The organism is Halochromatium sp. NSM3, assembly GCF_059621085.1.
Genome location: NZ_JCAQIA010000003.1, coordinates 131086 through 148936 on the forward strand (window position 1 = coordinate 131086; position 17851 = coordinate 148936).

Genomic DNA, 17851 nt, shown 5'->3' on the forward strand with positions numbered 1-17851 from the left:
GATGCGTCGTGCGAGAAATCCCTTCGAGACGTTCTGTGGGAGCGGGTCCGCAGGGGGAGAAATCCCACGCGGCCACCTAGCACTCTAGTTATGGCGAGGGTCAACCCTGACCCTCTAGGAATGATGGCTTAGGAACGGCGACGACGCAGAGCAAGGCCAAATGCAGCGGCTCCGATCGCCAGCAGCGGCAGGGCACCGGGAGTGGGGACTTCCTGCGGGATGATGCTGCTAAAGGAAGCTAAAAGAACCGCCGTGTTCGCTTGGTTCTCGAGAGTCAGGAACTCCTCGGTGAAGCTATCCGGAAGGTCTACCGGGATGGTTGAGAATCCAGCGATCGTCAACCCAAACACGACATCGTCGATCGTGATCGTGCCCGGTGTGCTAGTGAGGCTGAAGGATACTAGGTCAGGGCAAGGTTGTTCGCCACCTGCTGCGCAGGGAGTAGCAGTGTTAGGCGTCTCGAAGTGATCGAACCTGAACACACTCGAAACGGAAAGATTCTCACCAATCTTGATATCGGAGTCATCGAAAATATCGATGACGAGATTGATCTGAAGATCTGCCGAGTCCAAGAAAGGCTGAAAGATTGGGAAATTATTGTGCGTAAAATTACCAATCTCGAATAGCTCTTCTGGAACGATACCCTCGATAGGCGTTACTTTGTCCTCGAAGACATAGCTGCTTTGGCCCAGTTCGCCCGCCGGGCTACCCCAGCTCATCGTATTTACTCTATTACCTGTTCCAGTATCATTGACGATTCCTACAGAAGCAGGATCTGGGTTTGCCCAATCGCCGTTAATACTGATGATGTCGATTGTTGCCGCGCTGGCGGAACTCGCAAAAAGTGCACCCGTCGCGATTCCGGCGATCAAGAAAGTATTGCGCATGATAAATAACCTCAGTCTATATCAGGAGAGTTGAAAGAAGGAAATAAACATGAGCAAAAAATATGCCAATAATTTAAGTCAATGATAATTGTCATTTTATCTGACAGTGAAACCAGCCACGCAGGGTGAGTGTAAAGGTGACCGTTCAGCTCCACCTGCCAAAATCCACAGCAGCGAACGAAGAAACAGAGACTTAGGTTCGTTTAGGCCCAAAATATGGAGGGGAGGGCTGAACGCGTACGCGTAAATGCGTGTAAAGGTTATCGACAGACAACCCAGCTAGTGCATTGTCAGGAGGACATCGTCTAAAGCCTCCCTACCGGCATGCTGGTGCTCGGGCTACCCAGCGCGCCCAGCGCGTCAGATCCGACCCCTGACTGAGCGCAAGCCCGATCTGTTGACGTGCAGCCAACTCATCGCCATGACCGAGGCCGGTCTCGTTGCTGCCCACATAGTAGAGCCGCCAGGAGCCGTCCTCCATCGGCACCAGGCAGGGCGTGCCGACCGCGAACGCATCCCAGGCGCCCGAGCCGCTCTCGGCATGGGCGAAGATCGAGCCGTCCGGCTCCGAGCCCGGTTGTCGCGTCCAGTGCACGCCGTCGTCGGACTCGGCCAGCCCGATCGAATGGCCATTGCCGGCGACGCCTTCGTAGACCATCAGCCAGCGCCCCTCGTACCAAAGCACTTGGCGAGTCCCAATGCCAAGTCCATCGAAGGCCTCCGGCTCGCCGGGGCCGAGCACCTCGCCGCGCTTGCGCCAGTGCAAGCCATCATCGGATTCGGCTAGACCGACGCTAAAGACCATCCGCGCCGGGTCCAGGCTGTGATAGTAGAGTCGCCAGAGGTCATGGCGCACCCGCACCACCTGCGGCCAGCCCAAGCTGGCGGCATCAAAGGCATTGGGCTCGCCGAAGTCCAACAAGGCACCCTGATACGGCCCGTCCAGACGTTGCCAATGCAAGCCGTCACGCGAGATCGCGCAGCCCGGTCGCAGCCGCAGGCCTTTGACATCGAAATGCCCGATCCGGAACCGGCTGTGATCACCGCCGAGATACCACATCCAATACAGCCCGTCCTCATAGCGCACGCAGCTGACGCCGATATGGGTCGAATCGAAGTGCGCTGGATCAGGATGGGCCTCGAGCGCGGCACCACGCGTGAGTGGGCCACTAATGCGCGTCCAGTGTAGCCCATTATCCGATTCCGCCAGGCCAATACGCCCGGTCGGCAGATGGATCTCCGGGTCGAAGCCCTGCTCACGGCCGTAGTACCACATCCGCCAACGCCCATCCGGCAGGCGCAGCACACAGGGACCGGAGACACGTTCGTCATCCCACTGCCCGGCCGGTCCTGGTCCGAGCAACAGGCCTGCTTGCGTTTGATCGGTTGTCATCGATCGCTCCTGCTGATCTGTGTTCAAAATAGCTGCAGACCCATCGCCTCCAAGCGTGCGATCGCCTGCTGCTCGATCTGCGCATGCCGCTGGCATTGGACCAGGACGCCGTCCTCGATGTACTCGATTCGCTCCCGGTGCTGACGCGGATCGACCATGACACCGGCATAGTCGAACAGCAGACGCGCCTCATCCTCCCATTGCAGCTCTGTCATCGGCGCCCCGTCCCTGCCAACCGCTATAGACCGGGCGTGCTGGCACCTCTTGGCTGTGCAAGCGCAGGCAAGGGGTCGGTGCCTCGACCTCGACCTCGCGCTGTTCCAGCTGCGGCGGTGGCGGCAGTTCGAGCCCCTTGAGCCGCTGGCGCGTCGCCTGCTCGAAGGCATCGAGACCGGCCAGCGGGATCGCCGGCGCACGCACCAAGGCGGTGGTCTCGCGCTCGCCCAGCGCGGTTTCGATGGGGCCACACTCGCCCGAGCTGGGATCCAGATACCAGGGCGGGCTCAGCGGCAACAGCCCCTCGCGCTCGGTCTCGAAGGTCAGATGCAACTGTGAATCATCGCCCCAATGCCAGTTCAATGCGCCGGCGACGGACTCGCCGCGCACCAAGCGCGGCCCGTCCGGATCTTGCCAATGGCCACGCTCGGAGCGCAGGACCGCCTGTAACAGCTCGACCCCCAGTTCATCGTCGAGGACGACCTGATCGCTACGCCCATAGAGACTACTCGAGGACGCCTGCGCCTTGACCAAGGCGATGACGCGGCGGTCTTCGGGGCGCATGAAACGCGCCTGCGAGGCGCTCTGCGGATTGAACCGCGACAGCTTGCCGTAGCCACCACTTTTATTGAGCTGTTGTTCGTCGAAAGCCATTGTGTTGCTTTTCTGATCCTCATGCCTTGCCGTTGCGAAGCCGGCGATACTACCCTGCAGCCGCCTACCCAACCAGGACTGAAACGATTGAGCGCGCGTACCACAACACCCGACGAGCGAGACGAACACCTCGCCAAACACACCCCCATGATGCAGCAATATTTGCGCATCAAGGCCGAGTATTCGGACATGCTGCTGTTCTATCGCATGGGGGATTTCTACGAGCTGTTCTTCGAGGACGCCGAGCGCGCCGCGCGGCTGCTCGACATCACCCTGACCAAGCGCGGTCAGTCCGCCGGGGTGCCGATCCCGATGGCCGGCATACCTTATCATGCCGTCGAAGCCTATCTGGCACGGCTGGTGCGTCGCGGCGTCTCGGTGGCGATCTGCGAGCAGAAGGGCGATCCAGCCAAGTCTAAAGGTCCAGTCGAGCGCGAAGTGGTACGCATCGTCACGCCCGGTACCCTGACCGACGAGGCGCTGCTCGAGGAACGACAAGAGAATCTGATTTGCGCCCTCGCTGAGTCTGGAGCTAACTCCAAGGCCAAACCGAGTGCCAAATCGCTTGCAAACTCTGAAGCCAGCTCGGGAACTCAGGCTGCAACGAACGCTGGATCCGCGTCAGAGACCCAGTTCGGCGCAGCAGCTAGGCCAAGCGCCAGTTCGGGCGCCAGTTCGGGCGCCAGCTCAGACGTCGACTCAGGCGAGCGCTTCGGGCTCGCGGTGCTGGAGCTGGCCAGTGGACGCTTCTCGGTGCTCGAGATCGACGGCCGGGAGGCGCTCATCGCCGAGCTTGAGCGCCTGCGCCCGGCTGAGCTGCTGCTGAGCGAGAGCAGCCGACTGCCCGAGCAACTCGGCGAGCATGCGGCGACTGGGCTGGCGGCCGGCATCACCCGCCGCACGCACTGGCAGTTCGACGCCGACAGCGCCAAGCGGCTGCTCCGCGAGCAATTCGGCACTCAGGATCTGAAAGGCTTCGGCTGCGCCGGGCTGCGCCTAGCGATCGGTGCCGCCGGCTGTCTGCTGCAATATGTGAAGGAGACACAGCGCGTCGCCCTGCCCCATCTGCGCGGTCTGCGCACCGAGACCCGCGATGATGCGCTGATCCTGGATGCCGCCACCCGCCGCAACTTGGAGCTGACACGCTCGCTCAGCGCCGCCTCGGACGCGAGCGCCGGCCACGGCGGGGGCACTAGCGATCAGCATACGCTGGCTGGCATCATGGACCGCACCTCCACCGCGATGGGCGCACGCCTGCTGCGGCGCTGGATCAACCGCCCGCTGCGTGATCGTCGGGCGGTCGGCGAGCGGCATCAGGCCATTGAGGCGCTGCTAGGATCCGGCCTGTTCGAGGCATTGCGCGAGGAACTGGCCGCAATCGGTGATCTGGAGCGCATCCTGGCGCGGGTCGCGCTCGGCTCGGCGCGCCCGCGTGATCTGGCGGCCCTGCGCGAGGCGCTCGCGCAGCTGCCAGCGCTGCATGCCGATCTGGGCATGGCCGAGAGCCCGCGCCTCGGCCAGCTCGAGACCGAACTCGGTGAGCACCCCGACCTGCTCGCCCTGCTGCAACGTGCCCTCATCGAACAGCCGCCGATGCTGATCCGTGACGGCGGCGTGATCGCGCGCGGCTATGATCCCGAACTCGACGAACTGCGCGATCTGGCCGAGCACGGCGATCAGTTCCTGATCGACCTCGAGCAGCGCGAGCGCGCGCGCACCGGCATCAGCACGCTCAAGGTCGGCTACAACCGCGTGCATGGCTACTACATCGAACTCGGTCGCAGCCATGCCGAGCGCATCCCCGATGACTATCAGCGTCGCCAAACCCTGAAGGCCAGCGAGCGCTACATCACCCCCGAGCTGAAGCGCTTCGAGGAGCAGGTGCTGAGCGCGCGCGAGCGCTCGCTCGCGCGCGAGAAACTGCTCTACGATGCCTTGATCGAGCAGCTACAAGCGCGCCTTGAGCCGTTGCAGGCAAGCGCTGCGGCCATCGCCGAGCTGGACGTGCTCTGCAACCTGGCCGAGCGCGCCGAGCGGCTGAACTGGAGCCGCCCAGAGCTGATCGAGACGCCGGGGATTCAGATCGAGGATAGTCGCCATCCAGTGGTCGAGCAGGTGCGCGCCGAGCCCTTCGTGCCCAATGGCCTCAGCCTCGGCGATGCGCAGCGCATGCTGGTCATCACTGGCCCGAACATGGGCGGCAAATCGACCTTCATGCGCCAGGTCGCGCTGATCGTCGTGATGGCTTATGCCGGCAGCTTCGTACCCGCAGGCGCCGCGCGACTGGGCCCGATCGATCGCATCTTCTCGCGCATCGGCGCCGCCGATGATCTGGCGCGAGGTCGCTCCACCTTCATGGTCGAGATGGAAGAGACCGCCAACATCCTCAACAACGCCACCGCCAACAGCCTGGTGCTGATGGACGAGATCGGCCGCGGCACCAGCACCTTCGACGGCCTCTCGCTGGCCTGGGCCTGCGCCGAGGCGCTCGCCGACCAACTGCGTGCCTTCACCCTATTCGCCACCCATTACTTCGAGTTGACCGCGCTACCGGAGCGCCATGCGAGCGTGCGCAACGTGCATCTGGATGCCGTTGAGCACGGTGAGCGGATCGTCTTTCTGCACAGTCTGCGTGAGGGAGCGGCGAGCCAGAGCTACGGCTTGCAGGTGGCGGCGCTGGCGGGCGTGCCGGTGGCGGTGATTGCCCGCGCGCGTGAGCATCTGCGCCGACTCGAGGAGCACTCGGTGGAGCGCGATCGAAGGGCGATGCAGCTGTCGCTATTTCCGGCCGAGTCGTCTGAGCCGGCGGCGGCGCCAGATCAGGCGTCAGTGCCCTCTGATTCAGCACCTAGGACATCCGCAGCGTTCTCGCCTGCGTCCGCGTCCATATCCACGTCTTCGGCGTCAGCGGAGCAAGCGCCAACCCTAGCATCCAGTTCGACGCCAGCGCCGCCCATGATCCGCGAGCCGAGTCCCAGCCCAGCCTTGGAGGCATTGCGCGAGTTAGATCCGGATGACCTCAGTCCGCGCAAGGCACTTGAGACGCTCTATCGGTTACAGGCGTTGGATCGTGGTTTGGATTAGTTGTAGGTCCATGAAGTCCGGTCTGGGCCGTTTCCGGACCTTCCGACAGACGCTACGAAACTGCAGCGATTGCCGCCTGCCCGAGCGCCAGACCGCCATCATTGGCCGGAACGCGCGTGTGCGTCAGCACCTTTAGGCCGCGCTCGCTCAGGGCTTTGAGTGTCGCCTCGAACAGCGTGCGATTCTGGAACACCCCGCCCGAGAGCGCGACCGTCTCCAGCCCATGTCGCCGCGCCGCGCGCGCCGCCAGCTCAGCGACGGTCTCGGCAAGGCCGGCATGAAAGCGCGCCGCGATCGCCGCCGCAGGCGCCCGCGCCGCCAGATCATCGAGCAGTGCCGACCACATCGGCGCCGGGTCCAGTTGCCAGGGCTCGGCGCTCGTGTCGATCGCGAACGCATAACCGCCCTCGCCCAACGCGCGCCGCGCCAGGGTCTCGAGTTCGATCGCGGCTTGCGCCTCATAGGCGATACCGTCCACGCAGATCCCGAGCGCGGCCGCGACCGCATCAAACAGCCGTCCAACCGAGGTGGTGCGCGGCGCATTCACGCCCTTCTGGATCATCTCCGCGAGCATGGCAATCGGTCGCTCCCGCAGCGCTCGCAGCGATGCCAAGTCGCTCCAACGCTCGACGCACCGCTGCCAGCCGAGGCTGCTCTCGAGCTGGGCATAGAAACAACGCCAGGGCTCGCGGATGGCACGCTCACCGCCGGGCAGGCTGAACGGGCGCAGATGGCCGATCCGCTGCCATTGGCGATAGTCGCCGAGCAGGCATTCACCACCCCAGATCGTCCGGTCAGCCCCATAGCCCAGGCCATCGAAGATCACCCCGATGACCGGGCCGGCGTCCAGTGGCCACTCGGCATCCGCCAGAACAGCCCCCAGATGCGCGGCATGATGCTGCACCTCGACCAATCGGGCGCCGGTCTCGGTGGCCAGTCGGCGCCCAAGTGTGGACGAGCGGTAGTCGGGATGACAGTCGACCGCGATGATCTCGGGCGCGTGTTCGAACAGCGCCTGATAGAGATCCACCGTGCGCTCGAACTCACGCGCGGTGCGCGCCTCCTCGAGATCACCGAGGTGTTGCGACAAGGTTGCCTGACCCTGGCTGAGCAGACAAAGACTATTCTTCAGCTCGCCACCGAGCGCCAGCACCCTGGACGCGGTCTCGAAACCGGCTGGCAGCGCGAGCGGCGTCGGCGCCGCGCCACGCGCTCGGCGCAGCCAGCGCGTGCGCCCCTGGATCACGCGCGCTACCGAATCGTCGACCCGATTGACGATCTCGCGATCATGGAGCAACCAGGCATCGGCGAGACCGGCCAGTCGCGTCAGTGCATCGGCATTGTCGATGCACTGCGGCTCGTCGCTCAGGTTGCCGCTGGTCATCACCAACGGCCGATCCCAATCCTGCAGCAGTAGCCGATGCAACGGGCTGTAGGGCAGCATGAAACCCAAGGCTGACTGGCCCGGCGCGACCTGAGCCGCAACCGGGGGCGCAGCGTGCAAGTCCGAGCCCCCTTCGGGACGCGGACCGGAGCGAGGCTTCGACTTGGGCTCGAAGCCCCGGGCCGCACCAGCACTAAGCGAGGCCTCCGCAGCGCTATCCACCCGTTGGTCCAACAGCACGATCGGCGCCACCATCGAACTCAGCAGCTCCGCCTCGGCCGGGCTCAGCTCGCAGACCGCGCGCACGACGTCCAGATCCCGAGCCATCAGCGCAAAGGGTTTGGCCGCGCGTCGCTTGCGCTCGCGCAGCGCGGCCACCGCCGCCGGATGGGTCGCATCGCAGGCCAGATGAAAGCCGCCGACGCCCTTGATCGCGACGATGGCGCCCCGCTCGAGCAACCGACTCGCGGCCCCGATCGCATCGCGCGGCTCACAATCAGCCGCAGTGGCCGCCGCAGCCGCTGCAAAGCCAGGCTCCTCGCCATCAGCCGCGACCACATCAGGCCTCAAGCCATCGGGCGCAAGCAGATCGCGGCCTTCGGCATCGGTCAGCCAGACCTTGGGTCCACAGACCGAACAGGCATTCGGCTGGGCATGGAAACGCCGATCGGCCGGATCGGCATACTCGGCCGCGCAGGCCGGGCACATCCTGAACGAGGCCATGCTGGTGTTGGCGCGATCGTAAGGGATCGCGTGGATGATGCTGAGCCGCGGACCGCAGTGCGTGCAGTTGGTGAAGGGATAGCGATAACGGCGATCACTGGGGTCGGCGATCTCGGCCGCGCAGCGTTCACAGGTCGCGGCATCGGCGACGACTCCGGTACGCACCAGACCGGTCCCGCTCTCGACGATGCTGAAATTGTCCGGCGCCGGCGCGTCGCAGGGCCGTCGCTCGATGCCATCGATGCGCCCGAGCGGCGGGCACTCGATCATCAGCGCGTGGCAAAAGGCATCGATCTCGGCACTGGTGCCCCAGAGCCGGATCAGCACGCCCTCGCCGTCGTTGCAGACATCGCCGGCGAGTCCAGCAGCGCGCGCCAGGCGCCAAACCGTAGGCCGGAAGCCGACCCCTTGCACCAGACCGCGCACCCGGATCGACTCGCCTTCGGTCTCGGTGTGCAGACGCAGCCGCTGATTGGATGAGTGGTGATTCGACATAGCCTCGCGCTCGTTGCGGGCGAGCATAAAAAAACGCGGTAACAGCGCTGAGCCATTACCGCGTTCTTGCAAGATGGTCCGGGCGGCAGGATTCGAACCTGCGACCCCCACAACCCCATTGTGGTGCGCTACCAGACTGCGCTACGCCCGGAAAGCTGGCCAGCATACCCCCAGAGACGATCGGGGTCAATGCGGCCGACGGCGAAGATCATGCAACACCTCTTCCAGTTCGATCCGCACCTGCTTGATGATCTGATGCGCCTGGGTGCTGTCCTTCTTCGCCGATTCGCCACTCAACTGTTGGCGAGCGCCGCCGATGGTGAATCCTTGTTCATAGAGCAACCCGCGAATACGGCGCACCATCAGCACATCATGATGTTGATAGTAACGACGGTTACCGCGCCGTTTCACCGGCTTGAGCTGGGGGAATTCCTGCTCCCAGTAGCGCAGCACATGGGGCTTGACATCGCAGAGTTCGCTGACCTCACCAATGGTGAAGTAACGCTTGGACGGGATCGGTGGCAGCTCTTTGAGGCTAGCGCTCGGTTCCGACATAGGCTTCGACCCGCGATTTCAATTTTTGTCCGGGCCTGAAGGTGACGACGCGACGCGCGGTAATCGGAATCTCCTCTCCGGTCTTCGGATTCCTGCCCGGGCGCTGCTTCTTTTCGCGCAGATCGAAATTGCCGAACCCGGAGAGCTTGACCTGCTCACCCTGCTCCAGGGCGACGCGGATCTCCTCGAAGAACATCTCGACCACATCCTTGGCCTCGCGTTTGTTGAGCCCAAGCACCTCGAACAGATGCTCCGCCATGTCCGCCTTGGTGAGTGCCATAACCCTACTCTGCTCCTCTAAACCAATCAGGTGACTCGCGCGCGGGCTTCGACCCGAGACAGAGCCGAGTCGCGGCGTCGACACCAGCATCCGGCGCGTCGCGCCGACCCAAACTCAGGTGCGCAGCCGGGCGCCCAGCGATTGCTCCAGCCGCTCGATCACGCGCTGCACCACAGCGTCGACCTCGGCATCAACCAGTGTCTGAGAAGATGCCTGTAAAATCAATCCGAAAGCCAGGCTTTTTCGACCTGACTCGATGTGTTCGCCCTGGTATTGGTCGAACAGGATCAGCTGCTTGAGCAAGTCGCCGGCGGCCTCGGTCACGGTTTGACGGACCTGCTCGAACGTCAGCTCGGCGGGCACCAGGATGGCCAGATCGCGGCGAATCGACGGGTACCGCGACAGCGGCTCGAACGCGGGTCGCTCGCCAAGGCCGAGGGCGTCGAGAGCGATCTCGAACAACTGCACCGCAGTGGGCAGTTCGAGCCGCTGTGCCAGCAGCGGGTGCAGGGTACCGATCCAGCCAATTGGCTGCTCGCCGAGCAGCAGCGCCGCGCTCTGGCCCGGATGCAGTGCCGGATGCGCCTCCGCGTCGCAGGCTGGCGCCTGTAGGCACAGCGCCTCGAGCCGTCCGGTTTGCATCAGCGTCGCCTCGAGGTCGGCCTTGAGATCGTAAAAATCCGTCAGCCGGCGTTCCTGACCCCATTGCTCGGACACCACCGGGCCAACCGCCACGGCCGCCAGACTCGGTGTCTGGCGCAAATCCTTGCCGCTACCGAGAAAGCGTAACCCGGTCTCGAACAGACGCACTCGCGGCTGCTGGCGTGCCAGATTCTGCCGCACCACCTGAATCAATCCTGGCCAGAGACTGCCGCGCATCACCGACAACTCGGCCGACAGCGGGTTGGCCAGGGTCAGCGGTGCCGATGAGGCCGGGCTTGGATCGACCCAGGCATTCTGCTCCGGGCTGATGAAGCTATAGGTGATGGCCTCGGAGTAACCGCGTGCGACCAAGGTCTGGCGCGCGCGATCGAGATCGAAGGTCATCTCCCGAGGCGCCCGGGTGAACGCCGCCGAGCGCGCATGGGTGACCGGGATCGCGTCATAGCCATGGATGCGGCCGATCTCGGCGATCAGGTCGACCTCGCGCTGGATATCGAAACGCTGCGAGGGTGCGCTCACCTGCCAGCCCTCGGCATGCGGCTCAAGCGTCATGCCGAGGCGGCCAAGGATGTCGGTCACCTCGGCGTCATCGGGTGCGATGCCGAGCACTTGCTGGATGCGCTGGCGGCGCAGCAGCAGGCAGACCAGCTGCGGCAGATCGGCCTCGGAGACGGCCTCGACCACCGGCCCCGGCTGACCGCCGGCGATCGCGCACAGCAGCGCCGTGGCGCGCTCGATGGCGCGCTGCTGCAGCATGGGATCGACGCCGCGCTCGAAGCGATGCGAGGAGTCGGTATGCAAGCCATAGCGCCGTGCCCGACCGGCGATCGCCTGTGGCGCGAAGAAGGCGCTCTCGAGCAGCACGTCCTGGGTCGTCTCCGAGACCGCGCTCGCGGTCCCGCCCATGATCCCGGCCATGGCCAGCGGGCCGTTGTCGTCGGCGATCACCAGCGTGTCGTCATCGAGTTCGACTTGCTCATCGTTGAGCAGCGCCAAGCGCTCACCTGAACGCGAGAGACGAACCTGAATCGCGCCCTCAAGGGTTGCGAGATCGAACCCATGCAAGGGCTGGCCGAGTTCGAGCAGCACATAGTTGGTGACATCGACCACCGGCGAGATCGGCCGCAGCCCGCTGCGGCGCAGCCGCTCGGTTATCCACAGTGGGGTCTCTGCGCTCGGGTCGAGCGCGCGCACGATGCGGCAGAGGTAACGCGGACAGGCCGACGGAGCCTCCAGTTGCACGCCATGGCGATCATCGTGCACCGGCGGCACGGGCTTCGCCGCCAGCTCGGTCACGGACAGACGGTTGAGCACCCCGACCTCGCGCGCGACCCCGGCCAGGCTGAGGCAATCACTGCGATCCGGCGTCAGATCGAGTTCGATGGCATGGTCATCAAGCGCCAGCCACTCGCGCACATCCTGTCCAACCGGGGCATCGCCCGGCAAGGTCATAATTCCATCCGAGGTCTCGGCCAAGCCCAACTCGGAAGCCGAGCAGATCATGCCTTGCGAGGCGACGCCGCGCAGCTTGGCCTTCTTGATCTTGAAGTTGTCCGGAAGCACGGCGCCGACACGCGCCACCGCCACCCGCTGCCCGGCCGCGACATTGGCGGCGCCACAGACGATCTGCAATGGCTCATCATCACCGGCATCGACGCGGCAAACGCGCAGCTTGGTCGCGTCCGGGTGTGGTTCGACAGCCTCGACCGCGCCGATGACCACACCGGAAAAGGCTGGCGCCACCGGCTCAAGCGCGTCGACCTCGAGCCCCGCCATGCTGAGCTGATCGCAAAGCGCCTGCGCGGCCAGCGGGGGATTCACCCATTCGCGCAGCCAGGATTCACTAAAACGCATCGGTCACTCCAGCGGAAACAGACAGCTAAGCGAACTGCGCCAGAAAGCGCAGATCGTTTTCAAAATAGAGGCGCAGATCATCGACGCCATAGCGCAGCATGGCGAGCCGTTCCACGCCCATGCCGAAGGCATAACCGAGCCACTGCTCGTCATCGATGCCGACCTGGCGGAACACCTCCGGATGGATCATGCCGCAGCCCAACACCTCCAGCCAGCCGCTCTGCTTGCAGACGCGACAGCCCCGACCACCACACTTCACGCATTGCACATCGACCTCGGCGGAGGGCTCGGTGAACGGGAAGTACGAGGGCCGAAAACGCAGCTTGAGATTCTCCTGCTCGAAGAAGTTGCGCAGGAAATCGTAGAGCACCCCCTTGAGATCGGCGAAGGTCGCCTCGCGATCGACCAGGAAGCCCTCGACCTGGTGGAACATCGGCGTGTGCGTCAGATCGGAATCGCAGCGATAGACGCGCCCGGGCGCGATGATGCGCAGCGGCGGCGGCTGAGTCTCCATGACCCGAATCTGCACCGGCGAGGTGTGGGTGCGCAGCAGCCGACCATCCGGGAAGTAGAAGGTGTCGTGCATCGCGCGCGCCGGATGATGCGCCGGGATGTTGAGCGCCTCGAAGTTGTGATAGTCGTCCTCGACCTCGGGCCCTTCGGCGATGCTGAAGCCGGCGTTGGCAAACAACCGCTCGATGCGCCGCATCGCGCGCGTGACCGGATGCAGGGCGCCGGGCGTTTGACCACGCCCCGGCAGGGTCACATCAATGCACTCATCGCGCAGGTGCGCCGCGAGCCGTTGCTCCTCGAGCGTGGCGCGGCGCGCCTCAAGCGCCTCCTGCACCACCCGCTTGGCCTCATTGATGCGCTGACCGGCCGCCGGCCGCTCGTCCTTCGGCAAGGCGCCGAGCGCCTTGAGCTGGGCGGTGAGCCGTCCGCTCTTACCCAGATAGCGCACCCGCACTTCATCGAGCGCGGTCAAATCTGCAGCCGTGGTCACGGCCGCGAGCGCGGCGGACTGAAGCTCGGCCAGCGCGGCTGAGGAATCAGCCGCCGTCGTCGCATCGGCATCGGGGCGTTGCGTCATCAGTTCCTCCGCGAGAAACCCCGTCCTTCAAGGCGGGAAAGCATAGCGGCTACGGCAGTGCAGCCAACAACAATCGGTGCAGGCTTTCCACCTGCCGGGCCATGAGGTTCTGCCCATCAGAGCCGAGTGACGGATGATGTCTCTCGATTCGCAACAGGCAGCGCGCCAAATGGTCGCCGCGAATTAGGAAGCCTCGGCCAGGGCGGCCTTGGCCTGCTCCGCGAGCGCGCCGAAGGCCGGCTCGTTCTCGAACGCCAGCTCGGCGAGCATCTTGCGATCGACCTCGATGCCCGCCTTGTTCAGGCCGGCGATCAGACGACTGTAGGACATCCCGTGCAGGCGGGCGGCCGCATTGATGCGGGTGATCCACAGCGCGCGGAACTGGCGCTTACGTTGACGGCGGTCGCGATAGGCGTACTGACCGGCCTTGATGACGGCCTGTTTGGCCACCCGATAGACCTTGCTGCGGGCACCGTAATAGCCCTTGGCTTGGTCGAGGACCTTCTTGTGACGAGCGTGCGCGGTGACGCCGCGTTTTACGCGTGGCATGGCTTCTTCTCCGAAGTGTTCAATGGCTCAATGAGGTCAGGGGCGTCTTCAGCAATAAGGCATCATGCGCCGCGCGGCACGATTGTCGGACTTGTGCAGCAGATGATTCTTGCGAAGCTGACGCTTACGCTTGGTTGCCTTCTTGGTCAGAATATGCCGCCGATGTGAGGCATTGCGCTTGAACAGTCCAGATGCCGTGCGCGCAAAGCGCTTCGCGGCACCGCGATTGGTCTTAATCTTGGGCATTTTTCACTCCGTCGTGTGCGTGCCGCCGATCGGCTCGGCAGCGTATTAGAGACGGCGCATCGGAAGCCCGGCCCGAGCGCCGCGTATCGGGACTGGTGTTTAATGCTTTTTCGGCCCCAGCACCATGATCATCTGCCGCCCTTCCATTTGCGGCTGCTGCTCGACGATGCTGATATCGGCCAAATCGTTTTCGACCCGCCGCAGCAGCTCGAGACCAAGCTCGCGGTGGGCATGCTCGCGGCCACGAAAACGCATCGTGACCTTGGCCTTATCGCCCTCGTGCAGGAAGCGGGTCAGGTTCTTCAGCTTGACCTGGTAATCGCCGATATCGGTGCCAGGCCGGAACTTGACCTCCTTGACCTGAACCTGCTTTTGCTTCTTGCGCGCCTCGTTCTGTTTCTTTTTCTGATCGAACCGAAAGCGTCCGTAATCCATCAGCCGACAGACGGGTGGATCGGCGTTGGGAACGATCTCGACAAGATCGAGACTCACTTCGGTCGCCCTCCGAATGGCATCAGCCAGGTCGAGAATGCCGACCTGCTCGCCGTCCTCGGCGATCAAGCGAACCTGGGGAACCGAGATCTCCTCATTGACGCGGTTGCGTTTTGGTGCAGCGATAGCAGACTTCCTCCGAACTACGAAAAGATCGACAGCGTCGCACTGCCCCGCAAACCCCAGCTCCGGGTGCGGCTCGGCACGACACTTGATGACAGGCCCATCGAGCCAAGCGCTCGTCTGAGGATTCAGACGAGCGCTTAAGGCCGGCGAGCACACCGAATACACAGGCCGCAGCAATCACAAGCGGGTCACAACCTGTGGCTCACACCGTCAAGCGCCACTGAGGCAGCGGGACGGTTGCTCAGTGTGTGCGCTGGGCAATCTCGTCACCGAGTGTTTGCACCAGCGCATCAATGGCAACCACGCCCAGGTCCGTCCCTTGGCGATCGCGGAGCGCCAGGGTCTGGTCCTCCATCTCACGATCGCCCACCACTAACAGGTACGGCACCTTCTGCAGCGTGTGCTCGCGAATCTTAAAGCCGATCTTCTCGTTCCTCAAGTCTGCATCGACACGGAAGCCCTTGTCTCGCAAGACCTTAGCCACCTTCTCGGCATAGTCGCGCTGGTGGTCGGTAATGGTCAGCACCACCGCCTGCACCGGCGCTAGCCAGAGCGGCAGCGCGCCCGCGTAATGTTCGATGAGGATGCCGATGAACCGCTCCATCGAGCCGAGGATGGCACGGTGGATCATCACCGGCACCTGCTTGGCATTGTCCTCGCCGATGTAATAGGCGCCGAGCCGACCCGGCATCGAGAAATCGACCTGAATGGTGCCGCACTGCCAAGTGCGGCCAATGCTGTCGCGCAGCGTGAACTCGATCTTTGGACCGTAGAAGGCGCCCTCCCCGGGCTGCACGCGAAAATCCAACCCCTTGTCGCGCAGCGCCTGATCCAGTGCCGCCTCGCCTTTGTCCCAGAGCGCATCGTCGCCGACGCGTTTTGCCGGCCGCAGCGAGAGCGCAAGATCGATCTGGTCGAAACCGAAATCGCGGTAGGTCTCGAACACCATCTCGATCAGGGTCGCGACCTCTTGCTGCAACTGATCCTCGGTGCAGAACACATGCGCATCATCCTGCGTGAAGCGACGCGCACGCATCAGTCCGTGCAAGGTCCCGGACGGCTCGCTGCGATGCACCACACCGAACTCAGCGATCTTCAACGGCAGCTCGCGATAGCTTTTCAGCCCCTGATTAAAGATCTGGATATGCCCCGGGCAGTTCATCGGCTTGATCGCGTAATCGCGCTCATCGAGCTGCGTGGTAAACATATCGTCGGCGAACTTCTCCCAGTGCCCGGAGCGCTCCCAGAGCGAGCGATCCAGCACCTGCGGGGTCTCGACCTCCTGGTAACCATACTCACCGAGCTTGGCGCGCATGTAGTCTTCGACTTGGCGATAGATGATCCGGCCCTTTTGATGCCAGAACGCCATGCCAGGTGCCTCGTCCTGAAAGTGAAACAGGTCGAGCTGCTTGCCGAGCTTGCGGTGATCGCGCTTTTCGGCCTCTTCCAGCCGTTTCAGATAGGCCTTGAGTTCCTTCTTGTCGCGCCAGACGGTGCCGTAGATGCGCTGAAGCATGGCGTTGCTGGAATCGCCGCGCCAGTAAGCGCCGGCCAGCTTGGTCAGTTTGAAGCCATTGCCGAGCTTACCGGTGCTCGGCAGATGCGGACCACGGCAGACGTCGAACCAATCCCCCTGGCGATAGACCGAGACCTCCTCGCCCTCCGGGATGAGGTCGTCGATAATCTCGACCTTGTACTGCTCGCCGAGGTCGCGAAACACGGCCTTGGCCTGCTCGCGCTCCCAGACCTCGCGCTCGATCGGCAGATCGCGCTTGACGATCTCCTGCATGCGCTGCTCGATCGCGCTCAGGTCATCCGGCGTGAAGGGCTCATCGCGCGCAAAGTCGTAGTAGAAGCCATTCTCGATCGCCGGCCCGATGGTCACCTGGGTGCCCGGATACAACTCCTGCACGGCTTGCGCCATCACATGCGCGGCATCGTGGCGCAGCAGCTCCAGTGCCTCCTCATCACGACGGGTCAGGATCGCGAGTTCGGCATCCTCGGCAATGCGGTATGACGCATCGACCAGTTGGCCATTGACGCGAGCCGCTAAGGCCGCCTTCGCCAAGCCGGTGCCGATATCGGCCGCGACCGATTGTACCGTGACGGCCTGCTCGTACTGGCGTTGGGTCCCATCGGGGAGCGTAATGATTGGCATCTCGAAACCTCTCGGTGTCAGTGGTGGCCGATACGAGGGACCACATGAAAAGGGAAGACAACCACAACGCGCCCGCCCGAAACCAAAAACCGCCAGCCTCGGAGCCGATGCGCATTGCGCCCCGGCCAAGACTGACGGCTCGGAAGGCCCGGCACCTCCGTGCTGCCGATGACCGACTGTTTGGTAGGCGCGATTGGACTCGAACCAACGACCCCCACCATGTCAAGGTGGTGCTCTAACCAGCTGAGCTACGCGCCTGTCGAAGCCCTGCAGAATATAGCTTTAGCGCGTGGTTGGCAAGCGCTGATTGCAAGAAAAATCGACCGCGCTGAACAAACCCCTTGTTGCCGCCACCCCGATCCCCTAACATATTCGGCTCGGTTTAGCGTCCAGCTAGCCATCCCTCCTTGCCGATGTAGCTCAGGTGGTAGAGCAACTGATTCGTAATCAGTAGGTCAGCGGTTCGAATCCGCTCATCGGCTCCATTTTTCAAGCACTTACGGCGATTCCGAGGGGTTCTCAGAATCGACCGTGACCAAAACGTGACGTTAGCGGTCGAGGATATCCACCGCCCGCCTCACGTTATCCGGGGCAAGGTGAGCATACTTCTCGGTCATCGTGATCGAGGTATGCCCCAGCAAGTCCCGGATTTCCTCTAGCGGTCTGCCTGCTGAGGTCAACCAAGCGGCGCAAGTGTGACGTAGATCATGAATCCGGAAATTCGTGATCTTGGCTGCACGATGAGCCGTTGCAAAGCTCTTCTTCACGCTGGCAATCCGTTCTCCAGCCTCGTTACAGAACACCCAAGGGCTGTTTGGACAGTGTTCGTCCCGGAATGCCTGACGCGCAACCAACGCCTGATAAGCGGCCTTGTTCAACGGCACAGAACGTCGTTTCGCGGTTTTCGTATGCTGGCCTTCAAGAAAGATCAGCCGACCCTTCAGGTCACCTGATTATTAACTAGGCTCAGCCAATACGAGGAGCCGATGCGGCATCGGTGGC

15 protein-coding genes and 3 tRNA genes are annotated in these 17851 nt (G+C 63.5%); 2 read left to right on the plus strand and 16 right to left on the minus strand.

Features of this window, described 5'->3' with window-relative positions; all coding sequences use genetic code 11:
* Positions 1-128 precede the first annotated feature (128 nt).
* The 4 genes from AC54T3_RS02580 to AC54T3_RS02595 form a co-directional block, all read right to left on the minus strand.
* Entirely contained in the window at positions 129-887 is a 759-nt protein-coding gene (locus AC54T3_RS02580; RefSeq protein WP_496622062.1) for a THxN family PEP-CTERM protein, read from the minus strand.
* Positions 888-1203: 316 nt separating this feature from the next.
* A complete protein-coding gene (locus AC54T3_RS02585; RefSeq protein WP_496622064.1) occupies positions 1204-2280 on the minus strand; it encodes a glycoside hydrolase family protein in 1077 nt (358 codons plus the stop codon).
* A gap of 23 nt (positions 2281-2303) precedes the next feature.
* Complete coding sequence (locus AC54T3_RS02590) at positions 2304-2495, minus strand: hypothetical protein (RefSeq protein ID WP_496622066.1); 192 nt, start codon at positions 2493-2495, stop codon at positions 2304-2306.
* Positions 2470-3150: a hypothetical protein gene (locus tag AC54T3_RS02595; protein ID WP_496622068.1), complete on the minus strand. Its 681-nt coding sequence runs from the start codon at positions 3148-3150 to the stop codon at positions 2470-2472. The genes AC54T3_RS02590 and AC54T3_RS02595 overlap by 26 nt, the downstream gene beginning before the upstream one ends.
* Positions 3151-3297: 147 nt before the next feature.
* Between AC54T3_RS02595 and mutS the strand changes: the two genes are divergently transcribed.
* Positions 3298-6234 carry a DNA mismatch repair protein MutS gene (gene mutS / locus AC54T3_RS02600; protein WP_496622069.1) on the plus strand — a complete coding sequence of 979 codons (2937 nt, stop codon included), beginning with the start codon at positions 3298-3300 and terminating at the stop codon, positions 6232-6234.
* A 52-nt stretch (positions 6235-6286) separates the two neighbouring features.
* Here the strand turns inward: mutS and AC54T3_RS02605 are convergent, their stop codons facing one another.
* The 11 genes from AC54T3_RS02605 to AC54T3_RS02655 all read right to left on the minus strand — a co-directional run bounded on the left by AC54T3_RS02605 (position 6287) and on the right by AC54T3_RS02655 (position 17107).
* On the minus strand, positions 6287-8836 hold the full coding sequence (locus AC54T3_RS02605; RefSeq protein ID WP_496622071.1) for a carbamoyltransferase HypF: 2550 nt from the start codon (positions 8834-8836) through the stop codon (positions 6287-6289).
* 74 nt (positions 8837-8910) lie between these two features.
* Positions 8911-8987 (minus strand) — tRNA-Pro (locus tag AC54T3_RS02610).
* 35 nt (positions 8988-9022) lie between these two features.
* A complete protein-coding gene (locus AC54T3_RS02615) occupies positions 9023-9391 on the minus strand; it encodes a MerR family transcriptional regulator (RefSeq protein WP_496622073.1) in 369 nt (122 codons plus the stop codon).
* Positions 9372-9671 carry an integration host factor subunit alpha gene (ihfA, locus tag AC54T3_RS02620; RefSeq protein WP_496622075.1) on the minus strand — a complete coding sequence of 100 codons (300 nt, stop codon included), beginning with the start codon at positions 9669-9671 and terminating at the stop codon, positions 9372-9374. Before ihfA ends, AC54T3_RS02615 begins: the two co-directional genes overlap by 20 nt.
* A gap of 114 nt (positions 9672-9785) precedes the next feature.
* Complete coding sequence (gene pheT, locus AC54T3_RS02625; protein WP_496622077.1) at positions 9786-12188, minus strand: phenylalanine--tRNA ligase subunit beta; 2403 nt, start codon at positions 12186-12188, stop codon at positions 9786-9788.
* Between the two features lie 25 nt (positions 12189-12213).
* Positions 12214-13278, minus strand: coding sequence for a phenylalanine--tRNA ligase subunit alpha (gene pheS / locus AC54T3_RS02630; RefSeq protein WP_496622079.1), 1065 nt, complete (start codon positions 13276-13278; stop codon positions 12214-12216).
* A gap of 183 nt (positions 13279-13461) precedes the next feature.
* On the minus strand, positions 13462-13827 hold the full coding sequence (gene rplT / locus AC54T3_RS02635) for a 50S ribosomal protein L20 (RefSeq protein WP_496622081.1): 366 nt from the start codon (positions 13825-13827) through the stop codon (positions 13462-13464).
* A 48-nt stretch (positions 13828-13875) separates the two neighbouring features.
* The gene (gene rpmI, locus AC54T3_RS02640; protein ID WP_200251268.1) at positions 13876-14073 is read right to left on the minus strand and encodes a 50S ribosomal protein L35; all 198 of its coding nucleotides are present in this window, start codon (positions 14071-14073) and stop codon (positions 13876-13878) included.
* A 99-nt stretch (positions 14074-14172) separates the two neighbouring features.
* Positions 14173-14691 (minus strand): translation initiation factor IF-3, encoded by a 519-nt coding sequence (gene infC, locus AC54T3_RS02645; protein ID WP_496622091.1) that lies wholly within the window; start codon positions 14689-14691, stop codon positions 14173-14175.
* Between the two features lie 241 nt (positions 14692-14932).
* Entirely contained in the window at positions 14933-16849 is a 1917-nt protein-coding gene (gene thrS, locus AC54T3_RS02650; RefSeq protein WP_496622083.1) for a threonine--tRNA ligase, read from the minus strand.
* A 181-nt stretch (positions 16850-17030) separates the two neighbouring features.
* Positions 17031-17107: transfer RNA gene (locus AC54T3_RS02655), tRNA-Val, on the minus strand.
* A gap of 151 nt (positions 17108-17258) precedes the next feature.
* Between AC54T3_RS02655 and AC54T3_RS02660 the strand changes: the two genes are divergently transcribed.
* Positions 17259-17334 (plus strand) — tRNA-Thr (locus AC54T3_RS02660).
* Between the two features lie 63 nt (positions 17335-17397).
* Here the strand turns inward: AC54T3_RS02660 and AC54T3_RS02665 are convergent.
* Positions 17398-17793 (minus strand): site-specific integrase, encoded by a 396-nt coding sequence (locus AC54T3_RS02665; protein ID WP_496622093.1) that lies wholly within the window; start codon positions 17791-17793, stop codon positions 17398-17400.
* Between the last annotated feature and the right edge of the window lie 58 nt (positions 17794-17851).